Source organism: Mesorhizobium sp. B2-8-3, assembly GCF_006440815.1.
GTDB lineage: Bacteria > Pseudomonadota > Alphaproteobacteria > Rhizobiales > Rhizobiaceae > Mesorhizobium.
The window spans coordinates 22,922-49,374 of the sequence record NZ_VFTW01000035.1 but is presented as its reverse complement, the minus strand read 5'-3'; the positions used below and the strand labels follow the sequence as shown (position 1 = coordinate 49,374).

19 protein-coding genes are annotated in these 26,453 nt (G+C 65.3%); 12 read left to right on the top strand and 7 right to left on the bottom strand.

Going from position 1 to position 26,453, the window contains the following annotated elements:
- Positions 1 to 229 precede the first annotated feature (229 nt).
- The 6 genes from FJ418_RS29675 to FJ418_RS29650 all read left to right on the top strand — a co-directional run bounded on the left by FJ418_RS29675 (position 230) and on the right by FJ418_RS29650 (position 11,151).
- A complete protein-coding gene (locus FJ418_RS29675) occupies positions 230 to 1,162 on the top strand; it encodes an alpha/beta hydrolase (RefSeq protein WP_140871751.1) in 933 nt (310 codons plus the stop codon).
- Positions 1,163 to 1,248: 86 nt separating this feature from the next.
- Positions 1,249 to 3,486, top strand: a complete 2,238-nt coding sequence (locus FJ418_RS29670; protein ID WP_181167143.1) for a hypothetical protein — start codon at positions 1,249 to 1,251, stop codon at positions 3,484 to 3,486.
- A gap of 11 nt (positions 3,487 to 3,497) precedes the next feature.
- Positions 3,498 to 7,376: a DUF11 domain-containing protein gene (locus FJ418_RS29665; protein ID WP_140871747.1), complete on the top strand. Its 3,879-nt coding sequence runs from the start codon at positions 3,498 to 3,500 to the stop codon at positions 7,374 to 7,376.
- A gap of 392 nt (positions 7,377 to 7,768) precedes the next feature.
- Complete coding sequence (gene rpe / locus FJ418_RS29660; protein WP_140871745.1) at positions 7,769 to 8,443, top strand: ribulose-phosphate 3-epimerase; 675 nt, start codon at positions 7,769 to 7,771, stop codon at positions 8,441 to 8,443.
- Between the two features lie 258 nt (positions 8,444 to 8,701).
- The gene (locus FJ418_RS29655) at positions 8,702 to 9,439 is read left to right on the top strand and encodes a GntR family transcriptional regulator (protein ID WP_246683269.1); all 738 of its coding nucleotides are present in this window, start codon (positions 8,702 to 8,704) and stop codon (positions 9,437 to 9,439) included.
- Positions 9,440 to 9,624: 185 nt separating this feature from the next.
- Complete coding sequence (locus FJ418_RS29650; RefSeq protein ID WP_140871741.1) at positions 9,625 to 11,151, top strand: malonyl-CoA synthase; 1,527 nt, start codon at positions 9,625 to 9,627, stop codon at positions 11,149 to 11,151.
- Between the two features lie 219 nt (positions 11,152 to 11,370).
- Here FJ418_RS29650 and nagA read toward each other — a convergent pair whose 3' ends face one another.
- Genes nagA through FJ418_RS29630 form a run of 4 tightly spaced genes read right to left on the bottom strand, consistent with a single transcriptional unit; the run spans position 11,371 to position 15,213 of the window.
- Positions 11,371 to 12,531, bottom strand: coding sequence for an N-acetylglucosamine-6-phosphate deacetylase (gene nagA, locus FJ418_RS29645; protein ID WP_140871739.1), 1,161 nt, complete (start codon positions 12,529 to 12,531; stop codon positions 11,371 to 11,373).
- On the bottom strand, positions 12,528 to 13,559 hold the full coding sequence (locus tag FJ418_RS29640; protein WP_140702151.1) for an SIS domain-containing protein: 1,032 nt from the start codon (positions 13,557 to 13,559) through the stop codon (positions 12,528 to 12,530). Before FJ418_RS29640 ends, nagA begins: the two co-directional genes overlap by 4 nt.
- On the bottom strand, positions 13,556 to 14,335 hold the full coding sequence (locus FJ418_RS29635) for a GntR family transcriptional regulator (protein ID WP_140659693.1): 780 nt from the start codon (positions 14,333 to 14,335) through the stop codon (positions 13,556 to 13,558). The genes FJ418_RS29640 and FJ418_RS29635 overlap by 4 nt, the downstream gene beginning before the upstream one ends.
- The gene (locus FJ418_RS29630) at positions 14,332 to 15,213 is read right to left on the bottom strand and encodes an N-acetylglucosamine kinase (RefSeq protein ID WP_140871737.1); all 882 of its coding nucleotides are present in this window, start codon (positions 15,211 to 15,213) and stop codon (positions 14,332 to 14,334) included. Before FJ418_RS29630 ends, FJ418_RS29635 begins: the two co-directional genes overlap by 4 nt.
- Positions 15,214 to 15,413: 200 nt before the next feature.
- On the opposite strand from FJ418_RS29630, the gene FJ418_RS29625 reads away from it, so the two are divergent.
- From FJ418_RS29625 to FJ418_RS29600, 6 genes are all read left to right on the top strand, one after another.
- Entirely contained in the window at positions 15,414 to 16,364 is a 951-nt protein-coding gene (locus FJ418_RS29625) for an N-acetylmuramic acid 6-phosphate etherase (RefSeq protein ID WP_140871735.1), read from the top strand.
- 117 nt (positions 16,365 to 16,481) lie between these two features.
- Entirely contained in the window at positions 16,482 to 17,741 is a 1,260-nt protein-coding gene (locus tag FJ418_RS29620; protein ID WP_140871732.1) for an ABC transporter substrate-binding protein, read from the top strand.
- Between the two features lie 244 nt (positions 17,742 to 17,985).
- The gene (locus FJ418_RS29615) at positions 17,986 to 18,915 is read left to right on the top strand and encodes a sugar ABC transporter permease (protein WP_140871757.1); all 930 of its coding nucleotides are present in this window, start codon (positions 17,986 to 17,988) and stop codon (positions 18,913 to 18,915) included.
- 8 nt (positions 18,916 to 18,923) lie between these two features.
- On the top strand, positions 18,924 to 19,763 hold the full coding sequence (locus tag FJ418_RS29610; RefSeq protein WP_140648045.1) for a carbohydrate ABC transporter permease: 840 nt from the start codon (positions 18,924 to 18,926) through the stop codon (positions 19,761 to 19,763).
- Positions 19,760 to 20,821, top strand: a complete 1,062-nt coding sequence (locus tag FJ418_RS29605) for a Gfo/Idh/MocA family oxidoreductase (RefSeq protein ID WP_140871731.1) — start codon at positions 19,760 to 19,762, stop codon at positions 20,819 to 20,821. The genes FJ418_RS29610 and FJ418_RS29605 overlap by 4 nt, the downstream gene beginning before the upstream one ends.
- 15 nt (positions 20,822 to 20,836) lie before the next feature.
- Positions 20,837 to 21,835 carry an ABC transporter ATP-binding protein gene (locus FJ418_RS29600; RefSeq protein WP_140784980.1) on the top strand — a complete coding sequence of 333 codons (999 nt, stop codon included), beginning with the start codon at positions 20,837 to 20,839 and terminating at the stop codon, positions 21,833 to 21,835.
- Positions 21,836 to 21,934: 99 nt separating this feature from the next.
- On the opposite strand, the gene FJ418_RS29595 is transcribed toward FJ418_RS29600, so the two are convergent.
- From FJ418_RS29595 to FJ418_RS29585, 3 genes are all read right to left on the bottom strand, one after another.
- Positions 21,935 to 22,780, bottom strand: a complete 846-nt coding sequence (locus FJ418_RS29595; RefSeq protein ID WP_140871729.1) for a fumarylacetoacetate hydrolase family protein — start codon at positions 22,778 to 22,780, stop codon at positions 21,935 to 21,937.
- A gap of 199 nt (positions 22,781 to 22,979) precedes the next feature.
- The gene (locus FJ418_RS29590; RefSeq protein WP_140853619.1) at positions 22,980 to 23,711 is read right to left on the bottom strand and encodes an SDR family oxidoreductase; all 732 of its coding nucleotides are present in this window, start codon (positions 23,709 to 23,711) and stop codon (positions 22,980 to 22,982) included.
- Between the two features lie 345 nt (positions 23,712 to 24,056).
- The gene (locus FJ418_RS29585) at positions 24,057 to 26,432 is read right to left on the bottom strand and encodes an aldehyde dehydrogenase family protein (protein WP_140853617.1); all 2,376 of its coding nucleotides are present in this window, start codon (positions 26,430 to 26,432) and stop codon (positions 24,057 to 24,059) included.
- Positions 26,433 to 26,453 lie beyond the last annotated feature (21 nt).

Here is a 26,453-nt window from a genome sequence, read left to right as displayed (position 1 = left end):
GCCTCTCCAAAGAATCCTTTCTCAGCCTAAACTCAACCCCAAAAAACGCCATATGCGATTCCCCTGCCCGCAAGGGGAGAGATTGGCAGTGTCGGCGCCGGCGCTCACCTTTCCCCGCTGGAGATTGGCGAAGGCAAATGCGACATCCGATCTCCCCCCTTGCGGGGGAGATGGCCGGCAGGCCAGAGGGGGGTGACCGGGCTGAACCTCTCCAGTCGGTCCAACCGCAATGACCGACTATAAAACCCTCATCGACGCCGAGACCTGGGCCTTCATCGAGAAGACCAACTCCTACTACCCGCCTGATACGATCGACTACACGATCGAAGAGCAGCGCGCGATCTATGACCGGATGTGCCGGGAGTTCTTTGCCGGCTACCCGCAAGGCGTGACCGCCGAGACGACAAGCATCGCCAACGGCATCCCGATCCGCATCTACCGCAACGCCACGCCGAACAATGCCGCCATGGTGCTCTATCTCCATGGCGGCGGCTTCATCCTGGGCGGGCTGGACAGCCATGACGATGTCTGCGCCGAGCTTTGCGCCCGCACCGGCTTCGAGGTGGTCTCGGTCGATTACCGGCTGGCGCCGGAAAATCTGCATCCGGCCGCCTTCGACGACGCGATGGACGCTTTCGAATGGGCCGCCAGGACCTATGACCGCCCTGTCGTGCTTTGCGGCGACAGCGCCGGCGGCAATCTCTGCGCGGCGACAGCGCATGCGACGCGCGGCCATGCGAAGAAGCCGACCGGCCAGATGCTGATCTATCCCGGCCTTGGCGGCGACCATTCGCGCGGCTCCTACGTCACCCATGCCGAGGCGCCGATGCTGACGGTGCGCGACCTCGATTTCTACAAGCATATCCGCACCGGCGGCGTGGACCGGACCGGCGATATCACGCTCTACCCGCTCGCCGACGCCGATTTCGCCAATTTGCCGCCGACGGTGCTGATCACCGCCCAGTGCGACCCGCTGTCGTCCGACGGCGAGGCCTATCGCGACCGCATCGTCGCGGCCGGCGGACACGCCACCTGGTTCGAGGAGCCGGGCCTTGTGCATGGCTATCTCAGGGCCCGGCATATGGTCGGCCGGGCACGAACGAGCTTCACCCACATCGTCGAGGCGGTATCGGCGCTCGGCCGGGGCGACTGGATCTGGTGACGCCCGGCGGCCGGGGAACGCTTCCGTCCCGCTATCCTCAAATGAACCTTTCCCTGCCTGACAGCGACTGATGGCCAGGCGCCGCAATGATGCGGCCCGGAAAGGGAAGCCCCATGACCAGAAACCCAGAGACTACGCGGTCTCCGGGAACAACGGGAGTCCAGCGCGATCACCGCCTTCGGGAAGGGGTCGACGCGCTGGGCTTTCGGCTGATTCCGTTGACCCTGCATAGGCGCAGGCGTATCGTCACCAAGAGGAAAGCAGACAATTCGATCGGGGAAGAACGTGCCGCAACGCCGCGCCTTGCCCTGGTTGGCGCGACAAGACCGGATGTTCCTTCCTGCGGCTTCGGGGGGAGTTCAATGTCTGGCGCTCGCGGCTCGTTTCTGCGTTCTCGTGGCGGCCGTCTGCGCCGCGCAATAGCATCCACCAGCGGAATTCTTGCCGTGGCGCTGTCCGCCAGCCTCTGGCTCGGCGGCGTGGCGAAGGCGCAGGAAACCCAGATCATCTATCCTGGATCGATGGCAGTCACCGGCTTCCCCGGCACCATAATCCCCGGTTTCGACCAGGGCTTGCCGCCCGGCACCGACCCGGTCGACGAGACCTTCATCGACACCTCGCGGGCATCCTTGCGCATTTTCGACGTCTCGCATCTCGGCGGGCCTGCCTCGGGCCAGCTCGTCTTCACGCCGCCGCCCTTCGAGGTGACGGCTGGGCAGATCGGCGAGGTGTTCGGACTGACCTATGACGACGGCGTACGCGATGGCGTGCCGTCGGGCATTCCCAATCTTTATGCCGCCGCGACCTCGCTGCATGGCGTCGAGATCGTCACGCCGGACGCCGACGACGACGGGCGTCCGGAGCGGCAGCGTCGCGGCGCCGCCGGCGCCACCTTCATGGGCGGCCAGTTCGGCACCGAGAATGGCGGCGGTCCAGGCACGATCTGGAAGATCGACGGCATCACGGGCGCCGTCTCGAAATTCGCCGACATCGACACCAATAGCGGACCGGGCATCGGCAACCTCGCCTTCGATCCCATCCACCGCCAGTTCTTCGCCTCGGATATCGACACCGGCCTGATCCATCGCATCGACGCCGACGGCCATCTGATCGACACGTTCGACCATGGCGTCGCCGGCCGCCCGGCGCATGGGCTTGGCCCCGTCGCCGACGATGGCGCGGTTATGGACATCCAGGGCGCGGCCTTCGGTACCGAAGACCCCGAGACCTGGGGTTATACGCAGGACGAGCGCCGTGTCTGGGCGGTCTCCTATCACGGCGGCCGGCTCTATTATTCGGTCGGCGAAAAATCCGAGATCTGGTCGGTCGGCATTGCGCGCGACGGCACGTTCGCCGGCGATCCGCGTTGGGAACTGACGGTCAAGGCCGAGAAGGATTACGCCGTCACCGACATAGCCTTCGACAACAACGGCTTCATGTATCTCGCCCAGCGCGGCCCGGTCGAAAACCGTTACGATTACAGCCGTTTCGCCGATTCCGGCAAAGGCGAGCTGATCCGCTACTGGCAGGAAGACCCGGACGATCCGGCGACGGAATCGGCCTGGGTCGAGGTGCCGCAGGAATACGCGGTCGGCTTCCCGCAAGGCAACCGACAGTCGGCCGGCGGCGTCGACCTGCAGTATGGCTATGATGCCGACGGCAATATCGACACCAGCGTCTGCACCGACACCGTCGTCAATACCGGCGACAAGTTGCGCGACAATCCCGAGCTTGCCGAGCGGCTCGCCGCCGGCGGGCCGCTCGCCGTGCATGGCGTGCAGCTGACGCCGAGCGCGCTGGTCAAGCCGGCGAACGTGCCGCCCTTCGGCTCCTGGTTCGTCGACTTCGACGGCTATTTCGAAGACCCGGAGATCGAAGGCCATGTCGGCGACGTCAGGGTCTGGCGCCCCTGCGAGGGCCGCGCCGGTTATTACGAGGAAATCCCCGGCGGCTATCTGCCTCCGTTCTATCCGCCCGACTTCCCGCCGCCCGGCAACCTGCCGCCCTGCGTCGATGTCGAGGACGTGCATTACTACTGCACGCCGCGCGGACTTCGGGCCGAACTCTATCTCCATGACCATGCCGGCTTCGGCGGCGATTCGATCAAGGCGCGGTCCAGGACGCGCGGCGTCGGGGTGACAACCCCCATGTCGCATGTCCCGGGCAAGCCCTACACGGTCGACATCACCGGCCATGATCCTGGCGACACCGTCAATGTCGGGTTCTGCTTCTATCGCAAGTCCGACCAGAACAAGGGTGGCTACTACCCTTGCTGCAAGGTGACGCTGCCGCTCAGAACGCCAGCCGTCAGCTGCGAACGTTGAGGGAGGGACAGATGACAAATCTCGCCCTTTCCCACCTCGCCTCGCGCAACACGAAAACAGTCATGGAGAAGATCATGAAACCCCTGTCATACGCCAGGCGCGGCGCGCGCTGGCTGATGGCGGCCGGTATCGCGGTCGCCATGATGCCGGCGCTGCCGGCGCTCGCGGAAGACACCGCTCCGGCCAAGCTCACCGAAGTCGCCGGACCGGAGCCCAGGCTCGACCTGGACAATCCGCGCATCGTCAACCCCGAACCCGGCCGCATCGTGCCCTTCTTCACCAAGACGGGCGGCCAGCGCGGCTGCGACTATGTCTACTACACGCTGACCTTCGGCCTGCGCGGCAATGCGCAAGCCTTCGCCAATCCGGCTTTGGCCAACGCACTGAAGAACGCCAGGATCGACTTCAAGGACCAGCTTGCGCACGGCCTGAAGATCGTCAACGTGAATGTGGCCGGCGACGGCACGGATGCCGGCGGCGGAGCGCTGCCGGCGGCCACGATCAGCAGCTCGGCCAACCCCGACGATACGGCGACGGTGTCCGATTTCCGGATTTCCACCGACGATCTCGACGGTTCGGGCGCGCCGAACGAACGCATCATCACCTTCAGCATCCTGGCCAAGATCGACCAGGCGGCGTTTCCCGCGCCGGCCAATGTCGACAACCAGGGCCAGATCAAGGTGACTATGGGAGGCGGCCCGGGGACCGTCATCCCGTCGCAGGATCCGAGCAAGCCGGACGACGGCGACTTCCTGACCGGCGCCAAGACGACGATCCATATCGACGTCACCAAGTGCAACCCGCCGCCACCTCCCGGCGAGGAATGCTTCAAGGTCGAGCACGGCACGGTCGACTGCGTGCCCGGCGGCGGCGCCTTCATCTACCACATGCCGGTCGGCCCGGAGATGGGCGGCAAGTGGGTGCAGGTGTCGACGACGACGCCCGGCATCACCATCGTTCCCGACACGCAGAAGGTACCGGTCGGCGGCGGCGTGCTGAACTGGAAGATCATCGGCGCTTCGCCCGGCGAGGTCATCCACCTCGTCGTCACCGGCATCGAAACGTATGCCGGGCCGAAGGAAGGCTGGGGGCTCTGCTGCACGCAGGTCATCGACATCCTTATCCCGCGCGACCTCAGATGCCCGCCGAAAGACAAGGAGCCGGACCTCAAGGTCGAGAAGCATGCCGACGTGCCGCGTTGCACGATGGCCGGCGGCTGCGACTTCACCATCACCGTCACAAATGTCGGCGACGCGCCCTATAACGGCAAGATCGTGCTCGACGAGGTGACGCTGCCGGCAGGCTCCGTGCTGGCCTCCGGGCCGAACGCGCCCTGGGTCTGCGTGCCCGGCACGACGCCGATGACCTGCACGTATCCGCCGACCACGCTCAACCCCGGCGCTTCCGTCAACCTCAAGCTCGGCTTCAAGCCGGCGGGCGGGTGGCAGGGCAGCGTGCTGCGCAACTGCGCCGCCTATGACTACCAGGCCAGCGGCAAGCCGCTGTTCGGCAGCCAGCAGAACGACCGCGGCTGCGCTTCGATCCCGATCTGCCGCCGTGGCGACCGCGATCCGCAGTGCAACCCGCCGGTCGAAAAGAAGGTCGACCTGATCCTGAAGAAGCGCGCCCGCGTACCGGTCTGCACGCCGGACGGCGTGTGCACCTTCGTGATCGACATCATCAACAACGGCACCAGCACCTATAACGGGCCGCTGACGGTGATCGACACCTACCCCAGCGGCGCGCCGACTTCGTCGACCTTCGGGCCGAGCCCGCCCTGGACCTGTGGCCCGAACGGGCCCGGACAGTTCCGCTGCGACAATGCCGGCATCTCGCTGCCTCCGGGCGCGTCGACGCCGATCGTCGTCAAGGCGGTGATGCCGGCAAACTACCGGCCGGACACGGTGGAGAACTGCGCTGAGGTGAAGGCCATTCCCGGCGAGGTCGACCTCGCCAACAACAAGGCCTGCGCCACCGAACGCATCCGCCATCCGAATGGCGGCCAGCCTGGCCTGCGCATCACCAAGACCTGCAGCGGCGATCAGCTCGTGCGCGCCGGAATGGTCGCTTGCCGCATCACCATCAGCAATGCTGGCACCGCGGCCCCCACCGGACCGGTGCGGGTTAACGATGCCGCGGCCCTGGTGTCGGGCGGTGCGCCGGTGCAGATCCAGACCGTCGCCCCGGACGGCCCGGAATGGAACTGCGGACCGGTGCCTGCCAACACGCTGTCGTGCCAGATTCCCAGCGCCGTGATGACGCCCGGAACCTCCAGGCACTTCGACGTGACGGTGAGCGGCAATGGCGCGTTCGAGAACTGCGCGCGCGGCTCCTACGGGCCGGCGCCGGGCGACGACATCGTCTACCCGATCGGCCAAGCTTGCGCGAAGGGCGGCGGCGCCTCGACCATCCGCGTCGAGAAGACCGGCGATGCCGAGTGCCAGCCGGGAGAACCCTGCTCGTTCGAGATCACCATCACGAATGGTGGGCCGAACCCCTTCTCCGGTCCGGTCCGCATCGGCGATGCGATCGGCGTGGAAGGGCTCGGCAGGTTGGAAGGTGTTCAGATCTCCTCGATCGATCCGCCTTTCGGCTGCTCGCCGGAGCCGACGACGCTGCCTCTATCCTGCATCGCCAACCTGACGCTGGGGGCAGGCGAAAGCCACACCCACCACGTCACCGTGATCCTTCCCGAGGACGGGCGCCTCGCCGATCTGCAGGGAACGGTCAACGGACAGAACTGCGTCGGCGTGCTTCCTCCGAACACGCCGGTGCAAGGCGGCGGCGACGTGCTGTCGCGCGACCTGACCACCAACCAGGGCGATCGCGGCAAGGCCTATGCGTGCCATCCCTTCACCATCAGGCATGAGGTGAAGAACCAGTGCTCGGACGGGTTGGTGCTGAACTCGGCCGGCCGTTGCGTCTGCCCGGACGGCACCACCTTCCGCAACGGCCAGTGCTCAGGCGGTGGAGGCACCAAGCTCCTGCCGCTGCCCGTGCCGCCGCGCTGCGTCCTGCTGCAGGGCCAGATCCGGACAGCGGACGGACGCTGCGTCTGCCCGCGCGGCACGGAGCTGGAGAACGGCAAATGCGTGCGGGGCGAAGAGCCGCAGGAGCGGCAGTGCACGCTGCGTCCCGGCCAGTATCGCGACCAGGACGGCAATTGCGTCTGCCGCCGCGGCGAACTGGTCAACGGCGTCTGCCAGGTCATCCCGCCGAAATGCACGGTGCGCGGCGCGGTGCCGACTTCGAACGGCAATGGCTGCACCTGCCCGGACGGCACGCATCTCGACCGGGTGGCCAAGGCCTGCGTGCCCGACAGGCAGCCGCCCGCCCAGTGCCGCATCCGGGGCCAGTCCCGCAACGCCGATGGCGATTGCGTCTGCCCGAGCCGCACGGAAGTCCGTGACGGCGCCTGCCGGCCGATCGTGTCGAGGCAATGCCCGATTCGCGGCCAGGTGCGCGACGCCAACGGCAACTGCGCCTGCCCGGACGGCCTGGAGGTGCGGGGCAAGGCCTGCAGGCCGCCAAAGCCGAAGCAGGAGCAGTGCACCATTCGCGGTCAGGTCCACAACAAGCGGGGCGACTGTGTCTGCCCGCGTGGGACCGAAATCCGCGACGGCGCCTGCCGCAAGCCGCAACAGGAATGCGCGCCGGGCTCGCGCTACATCGACGGCCAGTGCCAGCCGGTGCTGACCAAGCGGCGCTGCCCGGTCGGCACGGCCGGACGGTTCCCGGACTGCACGCCGATCCGCAGGCGGCCGGGCATTGAGATCAACCCCGGCATCCTGCTCAACCCGAACGTGCTGCAGCAACTGGTGCCGCAGCGCCAGCCGCGGCGCGTGCTGCAGGATCCGGCGGGCGCCAACATCCAGAACTTCAAGCCGTAATCTTGCGGCTGAAGACCCAGACCCGCCGGAGCGATCCGGCGGGTTTTCTTTTCCACATCGAAGACTGCCCTGTGGCAGGCGGGCCAGTGCGCCCATCGAAAACATGCTTCCCCTTGGCCGGATCATGGTCTAGCGCGTCGCGCTGAAGCGGATTCAGGCGACGCGCTTTAAGCCTTTGTCTTCATGCATGTCGTTATCGCAAAACCGCTGCACACTTCTGCGCGACATGCATTAGCGCATTTCACCGTTTCACGGAAACGGCGAACCGCTCTATCTCCTTGTTTTGACGCAATTCCAGACGGAAAACCGCTCGCACTTTTCCTGGAATTGCTCTAGGCAATCGCCCTGACAGGCGCGGCCACGCGCGCAGGACTGCCGGGAGAATTTGCGCCATGAGCAAGAAGACCCTGATCGCGCCATCGGTGCTGGCTTCGGATTTCTCCAAGCTCGGCGACGAGGTCGAGGCCGTCGCGGCGGCCGGCGCCGACTGGATTCATCTCGACGTGATGGACGGCCATTTCGTGCCCAACATCACCTTCGGCCCGCCGGTGATCAAGGCGATCCGCAGCCGCACCAAGGCCTTCTTCGACTGCCATCTGATGATTGCGCCGGCCGATCCTTACCTGGCCGCCTTCGCCGAAGCCGGCTGCGACGGCATGACGGTTCACGCCGAGGCCGGGCCGCATCTCGACCGTTCGCTGCAGACCATCAAGAGCCTTGGCAAGAAGGCCGGCGTCTCGCTCAACCCGGCGACGCCGGAAACGGCGATCGAATATGTGCTCGACCGGCTGGATCTCATCCTGATCATGACCGTCAATCCGGGCTTCGGCGGACAGGCCTTCATCCCGGCGATCGTCGACAAGGTGAAACGGGTCAAGGCGCTGATCGGCAGCCGACCGATCCGTATCGAGATCGACGGCGGCGTTTCGGCCGAAACGGCGCCGCTGGTGACCGCGGCCGGGGCCAATGTGCTGGTGGCGGGCGCCGCCGTCTTCAAGGACGGCGTCGAAGCGTACAGGGCAAATATCGAAGCAATTCGAACGGCCGCCGACAGAGCCGTCGGTTAAACGTATAACTGCTCCATCTCTCCCGGGAGTTGTCTATTCGCGGCAATTGAACGACTGTTCGATATAGGAAGCGACGCAGGATTATCGGCTTTTCCCCGAGATTCTACTTTATTCAATGAATAGACGGCCCGCCCTGTTTTAAAGTCGAATATCGTCATCTTCCGCTTGAGGCGCCGTTGCCCGGCTGTATGATATATGTACGGGAATTGCTTCGCCGCGGGGCCCTGGCAAACCAGGGGCAAAGCAACAGGAGTTCGATTGACAAACGGAAACACCGAGCCGGGCGAGAGCAAGGGCGCAAAAAGCACGCTTGCCAGTTCGGTCTACCAGCAACTCCGCGACGACTTGCTGCGCGGAGCTCTGGAGTCCGAGACGAAACTGCGTGTCGAATGGGTCGTTTCCCGCTATGGCGCCGGCGCCTCCCCGGTGCGCGAGGCGCTCAACCGCCTGGCCGCCGAGGGCCTGCTCGGCCGTCACGACCAACGCGGCTTCTTCCTGATGCCGGTCAGCGCCGCGGAGTTGGAGGAGTTGACGCGTACGCGCTGCTGGCTGGAGGAGCGAGCGCTGCGCGAATCCATTGCGCACCGCACCGCCGAATGGGAAGAGCAGCTGGTGCTGGCCCTGCACCGCCTCGCGCGCGCCGAGCGCCGCCTGCCGGAAGACCCGGCAACCAACAATCCGGAATGGGAGAAGCTGCACCGCGCCTTCCATCGCGCGCTGATCGCGGCGTGCCGGTCGCACTGGTTGATCGGCTTTTGCGATCAGCTTTCCGATCAGGCTTCGCGCTACCGCCTGATCTCGCAAAACGCGCCGGGCATGGGACGCGACGATCTTGACGAGCACCGCATGATTGCCGAGCGCACGCTGGATGGCGACGCCGACGGCGCGGTCGAGGCGCTTCTCAATCATTACCGCCTCACCGCGGCGATGTGCATGGAACGCTTCGCGCAGGGTTATGATCCGAAGGCCGGCGTCGCCAAAGGGCGCCGCAGATAACTGCCGCGCCGTTTTTCTCCGGCCACCAAATCTGATATTCGCTCGGGCAGCGCAACGCATGAGCCATCCGGCGTACGCCAGAGCGGTTCGCCGTTTCACGGAAACGGAGAACCGCTCTAACTCCTTGTTTTGACGCAATTCGGAATGAAAACCGCCTCTCCTCGAATTGCTCCAGAGGACATTTCATGACCAATCATCTCTTCGGCGCTTTCCGTTCCCATATGCCGGCGCCAGACCGGCTGCTGATGGAGACGGATGACGGCCGTTCGATCACCTATGGCGACATGCTGGCGAAGTCGGCGCAACTGGCGCATGCGCTGGCGCAGGCCGGCGTCGAGCCCGGCGACCGCGTCGCCGTCCAGGTCGAGAAGAGCCCGGAGGCGGCGCTGCTCTATCTCGCCACGTTACGCGCCGGCGCGGTCTTCCTGCCGCTCAACACCGCCTACACGCTGCCAGAGCTCGACTATTTCTTCCGCGACGCCGAGCCGAGGCTGATCGTGTGCGATCCGGACCGTCTTTCGGGCGTCGAGCCGCTTGCCGCATCGATCGGCGCGACGGTGCTCACGCTCAGCCGCGACGGGCAGGGAACGCTCGCCAGCCAGGCTTCGCGGCAGGCGGCGGATTTCAGCGATGTCGCGCGCGGGCCGGACGATCTTGCCGCTATCCTCTACACGTCCGGCACGACCGGCCGTTCCAAGGGCGCGATGCTCAGCCACGAGAACCTTGCTTCCAATGCCCGCGTGCTGGTCGAGCAGTGGCGCTTCGGCGCCGACGACGTGCTGATCCATGCGCTGCCGATCTTCCACACGCACGGCCTGTTCGTGGCCACCAACGTCATCCTGATGGCCGGGGCGAAAATGTTCTTCGAGCAGAAATTCGATCCGGCGCGCATCCTGTCGCTGATGCCGCGCGCGACCGCGCTGATGGGCGTGCCGACCTTCTATGTACGGCTGTTGCAGCAGCACGGCCTGACGCGCGAAGCGGCCAGCGCCATCCGGGTCTTCATCTCCGGCTCGGCGCCGCTGCTCGCCGAGACGCACAAGGCCTGGCGCGAGCGCACCGGCCACGCCATCCTCGAGCGCTACGGCATGACCGAGACCAATATGAACACGTCCAATCCCTATGACGGCGAACGGCGCGCCGGCACGGTCGGGTTCCCCTTGCCCGGCGTCTCATTGCGCATCACCAACCCCGAGACCGCCGAGCCGCTGGCCCAGGGCGAGATCGGCATGATCGAGGTCAAGGGTCCAAACGTCTTTGCCGGCTATTGGCGCATGCCCGAAAAGACCAGGGCCGAGTTCCGCGACGACGGCTTCTTCATCACCGGCGACCTCGGCCTGATCGATGCCGACGGCTATGTCCACATCGTCGGGCGCGGCAAGGACCTGATCATCTCGGGCGGCTACAATGTCTATCCGAAGGAGATCGAGAGCGAAATCGACGCGCTCGACGGCGTCAGCGAAAGCGCGGTTGTGGGCGTCGCCCATCCGGATTTCGGCGAAGGTGTCACCGCGGTCGTGGTGCGCAACCCGGGATCGGCGATCAGCGCCGCCGACATTGCCGGCGCCATCGCCGGCCGACTGGCGAAATACAAGCATCCGAAGCAGGTGATCTTCGTCGACGAACTGCCGCGCAACACGATGGGCAAGGTGCAGAAGAACGTGCTGCGCGAGTCGTACAAGGATATCTATGCGGTGCGTGGAGCCGGCTAACGATTATCGAGCCGCAGGCCTCCGAGGTTAGCCGAAACGCCCATCGCTTCGTCATTCTAGGGCGGAACAAGGAGCGAAGCGACGCGCGCAGACCCTAGAATCCATGCCGTGACGCTAAAGTGTTGCAACGGTTACAGAATTCTGCACCGTTGTGCTCTGCGGAGTGGTCGCGGAATGGATCCTCGGGTCAAGCCCGAGGATGACGAAAATCGCGGAGGCCTACGCCCCAAACGCCTTCTTGCCGCCGATCCAGACGTCCCTGACATCCAGCCCTTCCGACAGGCCGACAATGTCGGCGGCGGTGCCGTTGGCGAAACGGCCGAGGCGGTGCGCCTGGCCGATTGCCTCGGCCGGGTAGAGCGAGGCCATGCGCAAGGCCTCGTCGAGCTCCAGCCCGACGACGCGGTGGACGAAGCGGACGGCGGAAATCATGTCCAGGTCGGCGCCGGCCAGCGTTCCGTCGGCAAGCCTGAGGCTGCCGTCCTTGCGGTAAATGGTGCGGCCGTTCAGCGTGAACGACGTCATATCGGTGCCGATCGTCGCCATGGCGTCGGTGACCAGGACGATCTTGCCCGGCCCCTGCTTGCCGCGCAGCGCCAGGATCATCGTCGCGGGATGGACATGGATGCCGTCGGCGATAATGCCGGCGTACAAGCCGCCGGTGTCGATCGCAGCACCGGCCAGACCCGGCTCGCGGTTGCCGATCTGGCTCATGGCGTTGAACAGATGCGTCACCACCGTGGCGCCGGCGCCGGCAAAGGCGCTGGCGGTCGAATAGTCGGTATCGCTATGGCCGAGACTGACGACGACGCCGGCCTTGGCCAGCGCCGTGACACGGGCCGGTTCGACCGATTCCGGGGCGATCGTGGTAAGCAGCACCGGAAGCTCTTTGCGCGCCGCAATGAGCGCGGCCTGGTCGGCATCGGTCATCGGCCGGATCAGCGCCGGATCATGCGCGCCCTTGCGGGCTACGGAGAGATGCGGCCCTTCCAGATGCAGGCCGAGGAAGCCCGGCGCCTTTTCCCGGGCCGCCTCGGCGCCGGCGGCGATGGCGGCGGCGGTGACGGCCGGCGTGTCGGTGATCAGCGTCACCAGCAGCGCGGTGGTGCCGAAGGGCGCGTGCGCCCGGCAGATGGTCTCAATCGAGGCGACGTCGGGATGGTCGTTGAGCATCACGCCGCCGCCGCCATTGACCTGGATGTCGACGAAACCAGGCACCAGCAGGCCACCACCGGTCTCGACCGCCGGAACGCCGGACGGAATCGCGCCTGCGGGCAGGATGGCCTCGACCGCGTCGCCCTTGACGACAAGGGCGGCGTTGTCATGCCAGTCGGCACCGTCGAAGATGCGGGCGCTGGTGAGTGCGAAACGGTCGCTCATACGGTTTCCGTCACTTTGCGCAGGTTGCGCGGCGTGTCGGGGTCGAGGCCGCGATGGCGCGCGAAGGCCTCGACGAAGCCGTAGAAGGACACGATCAGCGGCAGCGGATCGGTCAGCGGGTGGCCGGTGGCGACATGCGGCAGGAGTTTCGCGGCCTTCGCCTTGTCGGAGGTGATGAAGGCGGCCGCGCCCTTGGCCGTCAGCCCGTCGGCCGCCTCGGCGACCGAGGGTTCGGACGCATCGCGCGCGGCAAGCGCCAGAACCGGGAAACCCGGTCCGACCAGCGCCAGCGGCCCATGCATGACCTCTGCGGCGCTGTAGGCCTCGGCGTGCATGGCGCAGGTTTCCTTGAACTTCAGCGCCGCCTCGCTGGCGATCGCGAAGGATGGGCCGCGGCCGAGGATGAACAGCGACTGCGGGTTCTCCAGCGCGCCGGCAAGCGCCATCCAGTCGCAGGCGATCGCCTTCTCGAAATGGCCAGGCAGGCCGGCGAGCGCCTTCAGCAACGGCTGGTCGTCGGTCGCGTGCGCCATCAGCGCCAGGCCGGCGACGGCCGAATTGACGAAGGTCTTGGTGGCGGCGACGGAGCGTTCCGGCCCTGCCAGGATGTCGATGGCATAATCCGAGGCGCGCGCCAGCGGCGAGTCGGCCGTGTTGGTGATGGCGACGGTGAGCGCGCCGCCGGCCCTTGCCGTTTCTGCCATGGCGACGATGTCGGGGCTCTTGCCCGACTGCGAGACCGCCAGGCATGCGGAGCCGCGCAGCCTGAGCTTGGCGCCATAAATGGACGCGATCGACGGCCCGACCGAGGCGACCGCAAGACCCGCCGTCAATTCGACGGCATATTTCATGAAGGTCGCGGCGTGGTCGGACGAGCCGCGCGCCACGGTGACGACGAAATGGGGATCGCGCTCGCGCAGGCCGCGGCCCGCCTCGGCCAGCGCCGAAGCCGAGCCGTCGAGAAGGCGGGCGGCGGCTTCAGGGATCTCATCGATCTCGCGCCGCATATGGGTGGTGTTTGCCATCATTGCCGGATCTCCTCTCCCGGCCCGGTCAGCCGGAGTTCCGCGACGAAATCATAGGCGTCGCCCCTGTAGACCGAGCGGGTGAATTCGATCACCTTGCCGCTCGCCAGATAGGAAATGCGCTCGATCTGCAGACCGGCAACCCCCGGCGGCACTTCCAGCAGGCGCGCATCGGCGTCGCCGAGATTGGTGGCCGAGATGCGCTGCACGGCGCGTACCGGGCGATTGCCGGTCGTGCCCAGCGCCGCATAGAGCGAGGAGCCGATCGCCTCGGGGTCGGGCAGGACGCTGGCCGAGAGCGCGGCGCGCTCGATCGCCAGCGGCGTGTCGTTGGCGATGCGCAGGCGCGCGACGCGCGCCACCAGCTCGGTCGAGGACAGGCCCAGCACCATCATCTCATCCGGCGACGGCGCATAGAGGCCGCGGTCCAGCCAGACGGAGCGCACGTTCATGCCGCGGCGCGCCATGTCCTCGGTGAAGGAGGTGAGCCGCGACAGCGATTGCTCGACGCGCTCCATGCGCGGAGCGACGAAGGTGCCCGAGCCATGACGCTGCACGAGGATGCCACCCTTGACCAGGTCCTGCACAGCCTTGCGCACGGTGACGCGCGAGATATCGGCCTTGCTGGCGATGTCACGCTCGGACGGCAGCGCATCGCCAGGACCGATCAGGCCGCGATTGACCGCTTCCTCGATGCTGCGCCTGAGCTGCAAATAGAGCGGCGCGCCGCTTTGCGAAGACTCTTTCAGCATGGCGAAGATCTGGTCGGCGGCGCTCATGGCGGCGCCTCCGCGCCAGAAGCGAACATGCGCAAGGCCATCTGCACGGCGCCGCCGAGCGCGTCGTCGAGCGGAGCTTTCAGCAGCGCCTGGTAGCGCGCCGACAGGCGCGGCGCGTAAAGCGGCGCCAGGCCGCCGAGCAGGCAGAGCGGGGCATCTTCGGCGAGATCGAGCGCGCCGAGCGAAGCCTCGACATCGGCCACCGCCTTGCCGAGGATCCAATTGGCGACGAGATCGCCCTTTTCGGCATGGTCGAAGACCTTTGGCGCGAAGCCGCCGAAATCGCCCGGCTTGGCGTTGGTGGTGAATTCGACCACGTCTTCCGGATTGTTGCGGAAGACGGCGAGCATGGCGTCGGTCAAGGGGGAGCCTGGACGAATGCCGTCATAGGCAAGCAGCGTCTGCTCGAGCAGGTCGCGGCCGATGCGGGCGCCGCTGCCCTGGTCGCCGACCTGGAAACCCCAGCCGCCGATGGCGCGCGACTTGCCGTCCTTACGCGCCATATAGGCGGTGCCGGTGCCCAAGATGGCCATGGCGCCGTCGCCGGAACCGACCGCGCCTTCGAGCGCGATCTCGGCATCGGTTTCGACACGGCTTTGGCTGAAAGGCAGGATTGCCTCGAGCTGCTGCCGATAGGTGCCGACATTGGCGCCGGCGAGGCCAAGGATGGCAGGTGTCCGCGGGATCAGCTCCGGATCGTGGCCGGCGGCGAGGAAAGCCTGCCTGGCCGCCTCGACGATGTTGGCGCGGGCGCCGGTGAGGTCGGTACGGATGTTGGCGGCGCCGCTTTTGGCGCGGCCGACGACAGCGCCGTCGACGGTCGCAAGGGCCGCCCTGCAGCTGGTGCCGCCGCCATCGATGCCGAGCACGAATTTCACGCGATTTTCTCCTCGGCCCGGATAATACCAATAAAATACCAATAGCCAAGAGTTAATTTCGGTTCAAAAAAGATTAAGGTGTATTTTATTGAAAACCCACGGTAATTTGCCGGCAAGCAAGTTCCCCTGCCTGAAATTCGTTAATGCGTGTGGACAAGTGGTATTTTTTTGGTATTGTTCGCTCAGTTGGAGGAAAACGGATGGCCGAGACGCGCACGGAAGCGCTCCACCAGAATGCCGAAGGGCTGGATGTCCAGGCCCCCGAAGCCATTCTGGCGTTCCTGGCCAACGCCCAGATCGAGGCCAGCAAGGCCGTGCACGGCGCCATTCCGGCAATCGCCGTTGCCGCCGAACTCATCGCGACGCAGTTGAAGAGCGGCGGCAAGCTCGCGTATGCGGCGGCCGGCAGCTCCGGCCTTATGGCGCTGGCCGATGCGCTGGAACTGCCCGGCACGTTCGGCATTGCGCGCGACCGCATCGCCATCCTGATCGCCGGCGGCGACGAGGCCTTCCGCACACTGGCCGGCGGACCGGAGGACGACACCGGGGAAGCGGCGGCGGCCGTTGCCGCGGCCGATATCGGCAAGGGCGACTGCCTGATCGCCATTTCCGCCAGCGGCTCGACCCCTTATGCGGTCCAGGCGCTGCAGGACGCGCGGCGCCGGGGCGCCGCCACCATCGCCATCGCCAACAACCGGGGCGCCGCGCTGTTCAAGCAAGCCGACGTCGCCATCCTGCTCGAAACGCCCCCGGAGCTGATCGCCGGCTCGACGCGCATGGGCGCGGGCACCGCGCAGAAGATCGCGCTCAACATGCTGTCGACGCTCGCCGCCATCCATCTCGGCCATGTCCATGACGGCTACATGATCAATCTCACCGCCGACAACATCAAGCTGCGCGACCGCGCCGTACGCATGGTCGCCGCCATCAGCGGCAAGAGCCGCGACGACGCCGCCCGCCTGCTCGAGGAAAGCGGTGGCGTCGTCAAGACCGCCATTCTGCTCGCCGCCGGCGCCGCCAACGCCGACGCGGCCGAGAAGATACTGGAAGGAACCGGCCAGAAGCTTCGGCCGGCGCTTTCCGCGCTGGGGCATGATCCCGAAAAGTGGAACCCGCTTTTCGGAAAAGATCATGCCCTAACAAAGAAGTAGAGCCTGTTTCATCCTGATTTCCATCGGGGTGAAACGGGCTTGCGAGGGGAGCAAGGGGCGCTGAGCCCCTGTTCTCATCAAAACGGAACCTGAAAAAGGTCAACAGGGAGACTGAAGATGAAGACCAAACTACTGACGGCCCTTCTGCTCGGCACAAGCATCCTCGGCACGACCGGGATGGCGCTGGCCGAGGACGTAACGCTCAACATCGAAAGCTGGCGCGGCGACGACCTGACCATCTGGAAGGACAAGCTGATCCCGGCCTTCGAGGCCAAGAACCCCGGCATCAAGGTGGTGTTCGCGCCTTCGGCCCCGACCGAGTATGACGCGGCCCTCGGCGCCAAGCTCGCCGCCGGCTCGGCGGGCGACCTGATCACCTGCCGTCCCTTCGACAAGTCGCTCGAGTTGTTCAAGAAGGGCAACCTCGCCGACCTTAGCTCGCTGCCGGGCATGGAAAACTTCTCGCCCGTCGCCAAGTCCGCCTGGCAGACCGACGACGGCAAGTCGAGCTTCTGCGTGCCGATGGCCTCGGTCATCCACGGCTTCATCTACAACAAGGACGCGTTCGACAAGCTCGGCCTCAAGGTGCCGACGACCCGCGACGAGTTCTTCGCCGTGCTCGACAAGATCAAGGCCGACGGCACCTACATCCCGATGGCGATGGGCACCAAGGACCTCTGGGAAGCCGCGACCATGGGCTACCAGAACATCGGCCCGAACTACTGGAAGGGCGAGGACGGCCGCGCGGCCCTGATCAAGGGCGAGCAGAAGCTGACCGACAAGGACTGGGTCGCGCCGTATGAGGAACTGGCCAAGTGGAAGCCGTATCTCGGCGACGGCTTCGAGGCGCAGACCTATCCGGACAGCCAGAACCTGTTCACGCTCGGCCGCGCCGCCATCTACCCGGCCGGCTCGTGGGAAATCGGCCTGTTCAACACCCAGGCGCAGTTCAAGATGGGCGCCTTCCCGCCGCCGGTGGAGAAGGCCGGCGACACCTGCTACATCTCCGACCATACCGACATCGGCATGGGCCTGAACGCTGCTTCCAAGCACGCGGATGCGGCAAAGACCTTCCTGTCCTGGGTGGCCTCGCCGGATTTCGCCACCATCTACGCCAACGCGCTGCCGGGCTTCTTCAGCCTGAACTCCTCGCCGGTGAAGATGGAAGACCCGTTGGCGCAGGAGTTCGTTTCCTGGCGCGGCAAGTGCAAGTCGACGATCCGCTCGACCTACCAGATCCTGTCGCGCGGCACGCCGAACCTCGAGAACGAGACCTGGGTCGAATCGGCCAATGTGATCAACGGCACCGATACCCCGGAAGCCGCGGCCAAGAAGCTGCAGGCCGGCCTCGACAGCTGGTACAAGCCGGCGAAATAGGAGCATCGATTGCGATGCCGGCCGGGCGCGGGCCCGGCCGGCATTCAAACAGCTCCAGATAGCGATTGTCGGCGCAGCCTCCCGGTCTTACCCTCACCTTGCGGGGAAGACGGAGCCGATCTGTCGCTGGCCTTGTCTTTCTCCTCGAAGGGGACAAGCGGGGCCGTGCATCGAGGCATCAGCTAGCATCAACCGAACTGGAACCCAGAGACGGCGGGGAACCGAACTCATGGCTACCGAACTCATGGCTGCAGAAACGCGACCGAAAAGACCGATACGCTGGCATGTCGGCGTCTTCCTGGCGCCGGCGGTGCTGGTCTACACCGCATTCATGATCCTGCCGCTGTTCGGCACGCTGCAGCTCTCGCTGTTCCGCAACATAGACCAGTCCCAGGTCTTTGTCGGACTGGGCAATTTCCGCACGCTGTTCGGCGATCCGAACTGGTCGGTGAATTTCTGGAATGCGCTGCGGAACAATGTCTGGTTCTTCATCATCCACATGCTGGTGCAGAACCCGATCGGCATCCTGCTCGCGGCGCTGCTTTCCAGCCCCACGCTGCGCTTCACCGCCTTCTACCGCACGGCGATCTTCGTGCCGACGATCCTATCCTTCGTCATCGTCGGCTTCGCCTGGAAGCTGATTCTGTCGCCGCTGTGGGGCGTGGCGCCGCATCTGCTCGATTTCGTCGGCCTGAAGAGCCTGTTCACGCCATGGCTCGGCAAGGAGCAATATGCGCTCACCGCGCTCAGCCTGGTGTCGGTCTGGCAGTTCGTCGGCATCCCGATGATGCTGATCTACGCGGCGCTTCTGTCGATCCCCGACGAGGTAATCGAGGCGGCCGAATGCGACGGCGTCACCGGCATGGCGCAGTTCTGGAAGATCAAGCTGCCGCTGATCCTGCCCTCGATCGGCATCATCTCGATCCTGACATTCGTCGGCAATTTCAACGCCTTCGACCTGATCTACACCGCGCAAGGCGCGCTCGCCGGACCGAATTATTCGACCGACATCCTCGGCACCTTCCTCTACCGCGCCTTCTTCGGCTTCCAGCTGCAGGTCGGCGATCCCAACATGGGAGCCGCGATCGCCACGATCATGTTCCTGATCATCCTGGCCGGCGTCTGCGTCTACCTGTTCCTCGTGCAGACGCGCCTGCGTCGCTACCAGTTCTGAGGCGCGCCATGAGCACAGCCACCCGTTCGCTTCCCCGCACCATCGGCGCGCATGCGATCCTGCTGACCTACACGGCGATCGCGCTGTTTCCGGTGATCCTGGTGGTGATGAATTCGTTCAAGTCTCGCGCGGGCATTTTCGGCGCGCCGCTGACGCCGCCGACGACGAAGACCTTCGACCTGATCGGCTACACCACGGTGTTCGGCCAGGGCGATTTCTTCCACTATTTCCAGAACAGCCTCGTCGTCACCGTCGCCTCGCTGTTCTTCGTGCTGCTGTTCGGGGCGATGGCCGCCTTCGCGCTGTCGGAATACCGCTTCCGCGGCAACACGCTGATGGGTCTTTACCTGGCGCTCGGCATCATGATCCCGATCAGGCTCGGCACCGTCGCCATCCTGCAATTGATGGTGGCGAGCGGGCTGGTCAACACGCTGACGGCGCTGATCCTGGTCTACACAGCGCAGGGGCTGCCGCTGGCGATCTTCATCCTGTCGGAATTCATGAAGCAGGTGTCCAGCGACCTGAAGAACGCAGGCCGCATAGACGGGCTCTCGGAATATACGATCTTCTTCCGCCTTGTGCTGCCGCTGGTGCGGCCGGCGATGGCGACCGTCGCCGTCTTCACAATGATCCCGATCTGGAACGATCTGTGGTTCCCGCTGATCCTGGCGCCTTCGGAAGAGACCAAGACCGTGACGCTCGGCGCGCAGCTCTTTCTCGGCCAGTTCGTCACCAACTGGAACGCGATCCTGGCGGCGCTGTCGCTGGCGATCCTGCCGGTGCTGATCCTCTATGTCATCTTCTCGCGGCAGCTGATCCGCGGCATCACGTCGGGGGCGGTCAAGTGAGCTCGGAAAAACCCCTTCGCGTTGTCGTCGCCGGCCTCGGCAATATGGGCCGCAGCCATGCGCTCGCCTACCACACCAATCCGGGCTTCGAGATCGCCGCACTCGTCAACCGTTCCGACGTGCCGCTGCCGGACGGGCTCGGGAACTACGGCATCAGACGCTCCTTCGAGGACGCGTTGCGCGACGAGAAGCCCGACGTCGCGGCGATCGCCACCTATTCCGACAGCCATGCCGATTATGCGGTCAGGGCCTTCGAGGCCGGCTGCCATGTCTTCGTCGAGAAGCCGCTGGCGACGACGGTTGCCGACGCGAAACGTGTCGTCGACGCCGCCAAGGCCAACGGCAGGAAACTGGTGATCGGCTATATCCTGCGCCACCATCCGTCCTGGGTGCGGCTGATCGCCGAGGCGCGCAAGCTCGGCGGGCCATATGTCTTCCGCATGAACCTCAACCAGCAATCCTCCGGCCATACCTGGGGGACGCACAAGCAATTGATGCAGACGACCTCGCCGATCGTCGACTGCGGCGTGCACTATCTCGACGTCATGCTGCAGATCACCGACGCCAGGCCGGTCGAAGTGCGCGGCATGGGGGTGCGGCTGAGCGACGAGGTGGCGCCGTCGATGTACAATTACGGGCACCTGCAGGTGCTGTTCGAGGACGGCTCGGTCGGCTGGTACGAGGCCGGCTGGGGGCCGATGATCTCGGAGACGGCCTTCTTCGTGAAGGATGTGATGTCGCCCAAGGGCTGTGTGTCGATCGTGATGAAGGAGGGCGTCAAGTCCGACGACATCGACACCCACACCAAGACCTCGACGATCCGGCTGCACAGCGCCGAGACCGGACCGGACGGTAAATTCGCCAGGGAAGACCAGTTGCTGTCGATGGAAGGCGAGCCGGGGCATCAGGAGCTCTGCGATTTGGAGCAAGCCTTCCTGCTCAAGGCCATCCGCGAAAATATCGACCTCACCCGCCACATGGATGATGCCGTGAAATCGCTCGCCGTCTGCCTCGCCGCCGACGAGAGCGTGCGCACAGGCAACGCCGTCAAACTCTAGAACAGGAACGAAGCCGTGGGCTCGCTGAAGATCGAGAATGTGAAGAAGGCTTTCGGGCCGGTCGAGGTTCTGAAGGGCATCGACCTCGAGGTGACGGACGGCGAGTTCGTCGTCTTCGTCGGCCCGTCCGGTTGCGGAAAATCGACGCTGCTGCGCGTCATCGCCGGGCTTGAGGACTCGACCTCCGGCCGCGTGCTGATCGACGGCGCCGATGTCTCGATCACGCCTCCGGCGAAGCGCGGCATCGCCATGGTGTTCCAGACCTACGCGCTCTATCCGCATCTGACGGTGAAGAACAACATGGCGCTGGGCCTGAAGCAGGCCGGCACGCCGGCGGCCGAGATCGAGCGGCGCATCAAGATCGCTTCCGCGATGCTGTCGCTCGAGCCCTATCTCGAGCGCCGGCCGGCGGAACTGTCTGGCGGCCAGCGCCAGCGCGTCGCCATCGGCCGCGCCGTGGTGCGCGAGCCGAAGCTGTTCCTGTTCGACGAACCGTTGTCCAACCTCGATGCCGCCTTGCGCGTGAACACCAGGCTTGAGATCGCGCAGCTGCACCGCCGGCTGAAGGCGACGATGATCTACGTCACCCACGACCAGGTCGAGGCGATGACGCTGGCCGACAAGATCGTCGTGCTCAATGCCGGCCGCATCGAGCAGATCGGCAGCCCGATGGAGCTCTACAATTCGCCGGCTAATGAATTCGTCGCCGGCTTCATCGGCTCGCCGAAGATGAATTTTATCGACGGCGCCAGGCTCGGCGAGACGGCGAAGACCATCGGCGTGCGGCCGGAGCATCTGACGGTCGATACGAAGTCCGGCGCCTGGAAAGGCACGGTCGTGCATGCCGAGCATCTCGGCGCCGACACCAACCTCTATCTCGACTGCGAGAAGGCCGGGCTGATCACGGTGCGCATCTTCGGCGTCTACAATGCCGAGCCGGGCGCGACGCTCTATGCGACGCCCGATGCGGCGAAGACGTACAGGTTTGGGGCGGATGGGAAGGTGTTGAAGTAGGCGGAGTTTCTTTCCTCTCCCTCCGGAGGGGGGAGAGGAAGGGCGCGAAACCATCTTCTTACTTCCGGAATACCAAAAGGAGAGAACGGAAAGTCTGCGTTACTCGTCCGCCTTGAACGTCTGCTTCTGCTGGCCGAGCCCTTCGATGCCGAGTTCCACGACGTCGCCGGCCTTCAGGAACACCGGCGGCTTCATGCCGAGGCCGACGCCGGGCGGCGTGCCGGTGGAGATGATGTCGCCGGGATGCAGCGACATGAACTGGCTGAGATAGGACACCAGATACTTCACGCCGTAGACCATGGTCTTGGTCGAGCCGTTCTGCATCGTCTTGCCGTTGACGGTCAGCCACATCTTGAGGTTCTGCGGATCGGCGACCTCGTCCTTGGTCACCAGCCACGGGCCGGTCGGGCCGAAGGTGTCGCAGGACTTGCCCTTGGTCCACTGGCCCTGACGCTCGGCCTGGAAGGCGCGCTCGGAAACGTCGTGAGCAACGCAGTAGCCGGCAACATAATCCAGCGCGTCCTCTTCCGAGACATACTTCGCCGTCTTGCCGATGACGACGCCGAGCTCGACCTCCCAGTCGGTCTTGGCCGAGCCGCGCGGGATCAAAACGTCGTCATCCGGCCCGACGATCGCCGAGCTTGCCTTCATGAAGATGATCGGCTCGGACGGCACGGTAGCCCCGGTCTCAGCGGCGTGATCGGAATAGTTGAGGCCGATGCAGATGAATTTTCCGGTGCCGGCGACACAGGCGCCCAGGCGCGGCTTGCCGGAAACCACCGGCAGCGACTTCGGATCGAGCTTCGAGAGCATCTCCAGCGAGGCCGGATGAAGAGTCGTGCCGGCGATATCGGCGACATGAGCAGAAAGGTCGCGGATCATCCCATCCGCATCGAGCAGGCCGGGTTTTTCGCTGCCGACTTCGCCATAGCGCAACAACTTCATCATTCTTCTCCTAAGGTGCGGCCTGAAGCCATTTTGCAAAATTCGTTTCGATTGGGGTGACGTCGCGAAAGCCGGGCGGACCGTAGCCATCGATCTGATCTCCGGCAAGCGCGAACGCCGCATCGGGCGATCTGGCGAAAGGGATTTTCAGACTGATGGATGCAGAACCCCGATCTCCTGCCAAGCCCGTTCCGATCCCTCAGATCGACCAGCCGCCGTCGATGTTGTAGGCCTGCCCCGAGGTGTAGGTGGCGCCGGCAAGGTAGACGGCGAGATCGGCGATTTCCTCCGGCGTGCCAAGCCTGCCCATGGGCTGGCGGGCGATGAAAGCCGCGCGCGCCGCCTCATAGTCGCCCTGGGCATGCATGCGGTCCTGTAGCGACGGGCTTTCGACGGTGCCCGGGCAGATGGCGTTGCAGCGTATGCCCTTGGCGACATAGTCCGCGGCGACCGCCTTGGTCAGGCCGACCACGGCCGCCTTGGTCAGGCCGTAGGCGAAGCGGTTCGGCACACCCTTTTGCGAGCTGGCAAGCGACGCCATGTTGATGATCGAGCCGTCGCCACGCTCCAGCATGCCGGGCAGCACGGCACGGATGGTGCGGATCATCGAACGGACATTGAGGTTGAGCGCGAAGTCGAGGTCCTCGTCCTTCATCTCGAGGATGGAGCCGCCATGGACGAAACCGGCGCAGTTGAACAGCACGTCGATTTGGCCGATCTCGGCGAAGGCAGTAGCGACGGCCGCATCGTTCAGCACATCGAGCTTGCGTATCTTGATGCCAGGCGTCTTGCCCAGCTCGGCCAGCAGCGGCTCGTTGATATCGGTGGCGTGAACGGTCGCGCCCGTCTTGGCGAAAGCCAGCGCGCTCGCCCGGCCGATGCCTTGCGCCGCCGCGGTGACCACAACCACCTTACCCGCCAGATCCGCCATGTTCTTCTCCTCGCCTGCCTGGAGCGTCTGACCGTTTCACGGAAACGGCGAACCGCTCTATCTCCTTGTTTTGATGCAATTCCGGACGGAAAACCGCTCACACTTTCCTGGAAATGCTTTAGTGCGTCCGCCTCTATCGATGGCCAGCCCCGGCGTCGTGTGCCAGACCGCCAGCATCGTGCGGCCTAAGTCCCTGCTTCACAGATAAAGATGTTTTTTCTCGTTAAAGAACACGCGCCCGAGCGTCAAGCCCGAACGCCATCACCTTCGCGACAGCGACCAGACGGGCTCCGGCGCGCCGACATCATTGCCGCAAGGTTGCGGACGCGCCTCGTGCGAAGGGCTTCAGTCGCCATAGGGAACCCAGACGTTCTTGACCTCGATGGCGCGCCGCAGGAAAGCCTCGCCGGCAGCTTCGTCCGACGCCCAGTCGAGCGAGCGGCCATTGCCGGTCCAGACGCGCTTCAAATTGCCGATGGAGTCGGCCTCCGCTTTAGCGCAGGTCTCGGCGTCGGCGAACACCCAGAGCCCGTCGACATCGTCATGCTTGGCCAGCACGCCGGCCAGCTCGGCGCTGCGGCCGGTGACGATGTTGATGGCGCCAGCCGGAATGTCGGAATATTCGATCACCTGGTAGAGATCGGTGGCCAAAAGCGGGTGGCGCTCCGACGGAACGGCGACCACGGCGTTGCCCATGGCGAGCACCGGCGCGACCAGCGAGACGAAGTTAAGCAACGGCTGATTGTCGGGCGCGACGATGCCGACGACACCCACCGGCTCATGCAGAGCAAGCGTCACGACACGGGCCGGCGGCTGATGGACGCGGCCCTCGAACTTGTCGGTGAGGCCGGCATAGAGGAACAACCGCTCGATCGACTGCTCGACCTCTTCGCGCGCAGCCTTGGCGGCGACGCCGGTCAGTTGGACAAGACGCGCGGCGAACTCGTCGGCGCGGCCGGACAGATTTTCGGCAAGATAATAGAGCACCTGGCTGCGGTTGAAGGCCGTCGCATCCGGCCAGGCCTTGCAGGCGCGGGCAGCGGCGACGGCGTCGCGGATATCCTTGCGGTTGCCGAGACCGACTTCGCCGGCCAGCTTGCCCTTGGCACTGGCGACGGCAAGCGAGTAATTGCCGTCCGGCCGCACCTGCTTGCCGCCGATGAACAGCTTTGCCGTGCGGTCGATGGCCAAGCCGTCGGCCTGCTCGACCGGCTGGGCCGAGCCAGCCGCGGCCGGCTTGATGGCCGGGCCGACCGGCAGCTTGGCGGTGAGATATTCGAACATGCCTTCGCGGCCGCCTTCGCGGCCGAAGCCGCTTTCGCGATAGCCGCCGAAGCCGCAGGCGGCGTCGAACATGTTGGTGCCGTTGACCCAGACGACGCCTGCCTTCAATTGCGGCGCGACATGCAGCGCGAGGTTGACGTTCTCGCTCCACACCGAAGCGGCGAGGCCGTATCGCGTGTTATTGGCAAGCTCGATCGCTTCCTCGGTGTTGCGGAAGCTCATCGTCGCCAGCACCGGCCCGAAGACCTCTTCCTGCGCCAGAATATTAGCCGGCGAAACAGACGTCGCCAGCGTCGGCAGATGATAATAGCCGGTTGCCGGCAGCGCGGCGTCCGGCTGCCAGCAGACGGCGCCTTGCTTGGCGCCTTCGGCGATCAGGCCCTTGACACGGTCGAGCTGGCTGCGGTCGACCAACGGGCCGATGTCGGTGTTCTTGTCGAGCGGGCTGCCGACCCGCAGCCGGCTCATCCTGACCTTGATCTTGGCGATAAGTGCTTCCGCAATGCCCTCCTGCACCAGGAGGCGCGAGCCGGCGCAGCAGACCTGGCCCTGGTTGAACCAGATGCCGTCGACCAGGCCTTCGACGGCGCTGTCGAGATCGGCATCCTCGAAGACGATGAAGGCCGACTTGCCGCCAAGCTCCAGCGACAGTTTTTTCCCTGAGCCGGCCGTCGCCTTGCGGATGATCTTGCCGACTTCGGATGAACCGGTGAAGGCGATCTTCTGGACACCGGGATGATTGACGATGGCGGCACCCGCTTCCGGCCCGCCCTGGACGATGTTGACGACGCCTTTCGGCACGCCCGCCCGCTCGCAGATCTCGGCGAACAGGATGGCGGTGAGCGGCGTGAATTCAGCCGGCTTCAGCACCACCGTGCAGCCGGCGGCAAGAGCCGGCGCGATCTTCCAGGCCAGCATCAGCAGCGGAAAATTCCACGGGATGACCTGGCCGACGACGCCGACCGGCTTGTGGTCGGGAAAATCCTTCTCGAGCGCCTGCGCCCAGCCGGCATGATGGATGAAATGGCGGATCGCCAGCGGCACGTCGATGTCGCGGCTCTCGCGGATCGGCTTGCCATTGTCGATCGATTCCAGCACCGCGAACAGGCGCTGGTGGCGCTGCATGGCGCGGCCGATGGCATAGAGCACTTTTGCGCGGGCATAGCCCGAGGATGCCGACCATTTCGGCAGCGCTTTTGCCGCAGCAGCGACCGCGCTATCGATGTCGGCGGCGCCAGCATCCGAGATCTTGGCAAGCAGCTTGCCCGAGGACGGTTCGCTGGTCTCAAAAGTCTTGCCGCTGGCCGCCGCTTTCCAGGCGCCGTCGATGAACAGGGCCTTGGAGAAATCGCGCGCGGCAAGCCAGGCATCGGCCTCGTTGCGGGCTTCCGGCGCCGGGCCGTATTCCATGGCGTGATAGCGTTCGAGGATGTTCATAACATGCTCCTGGTAATCGTC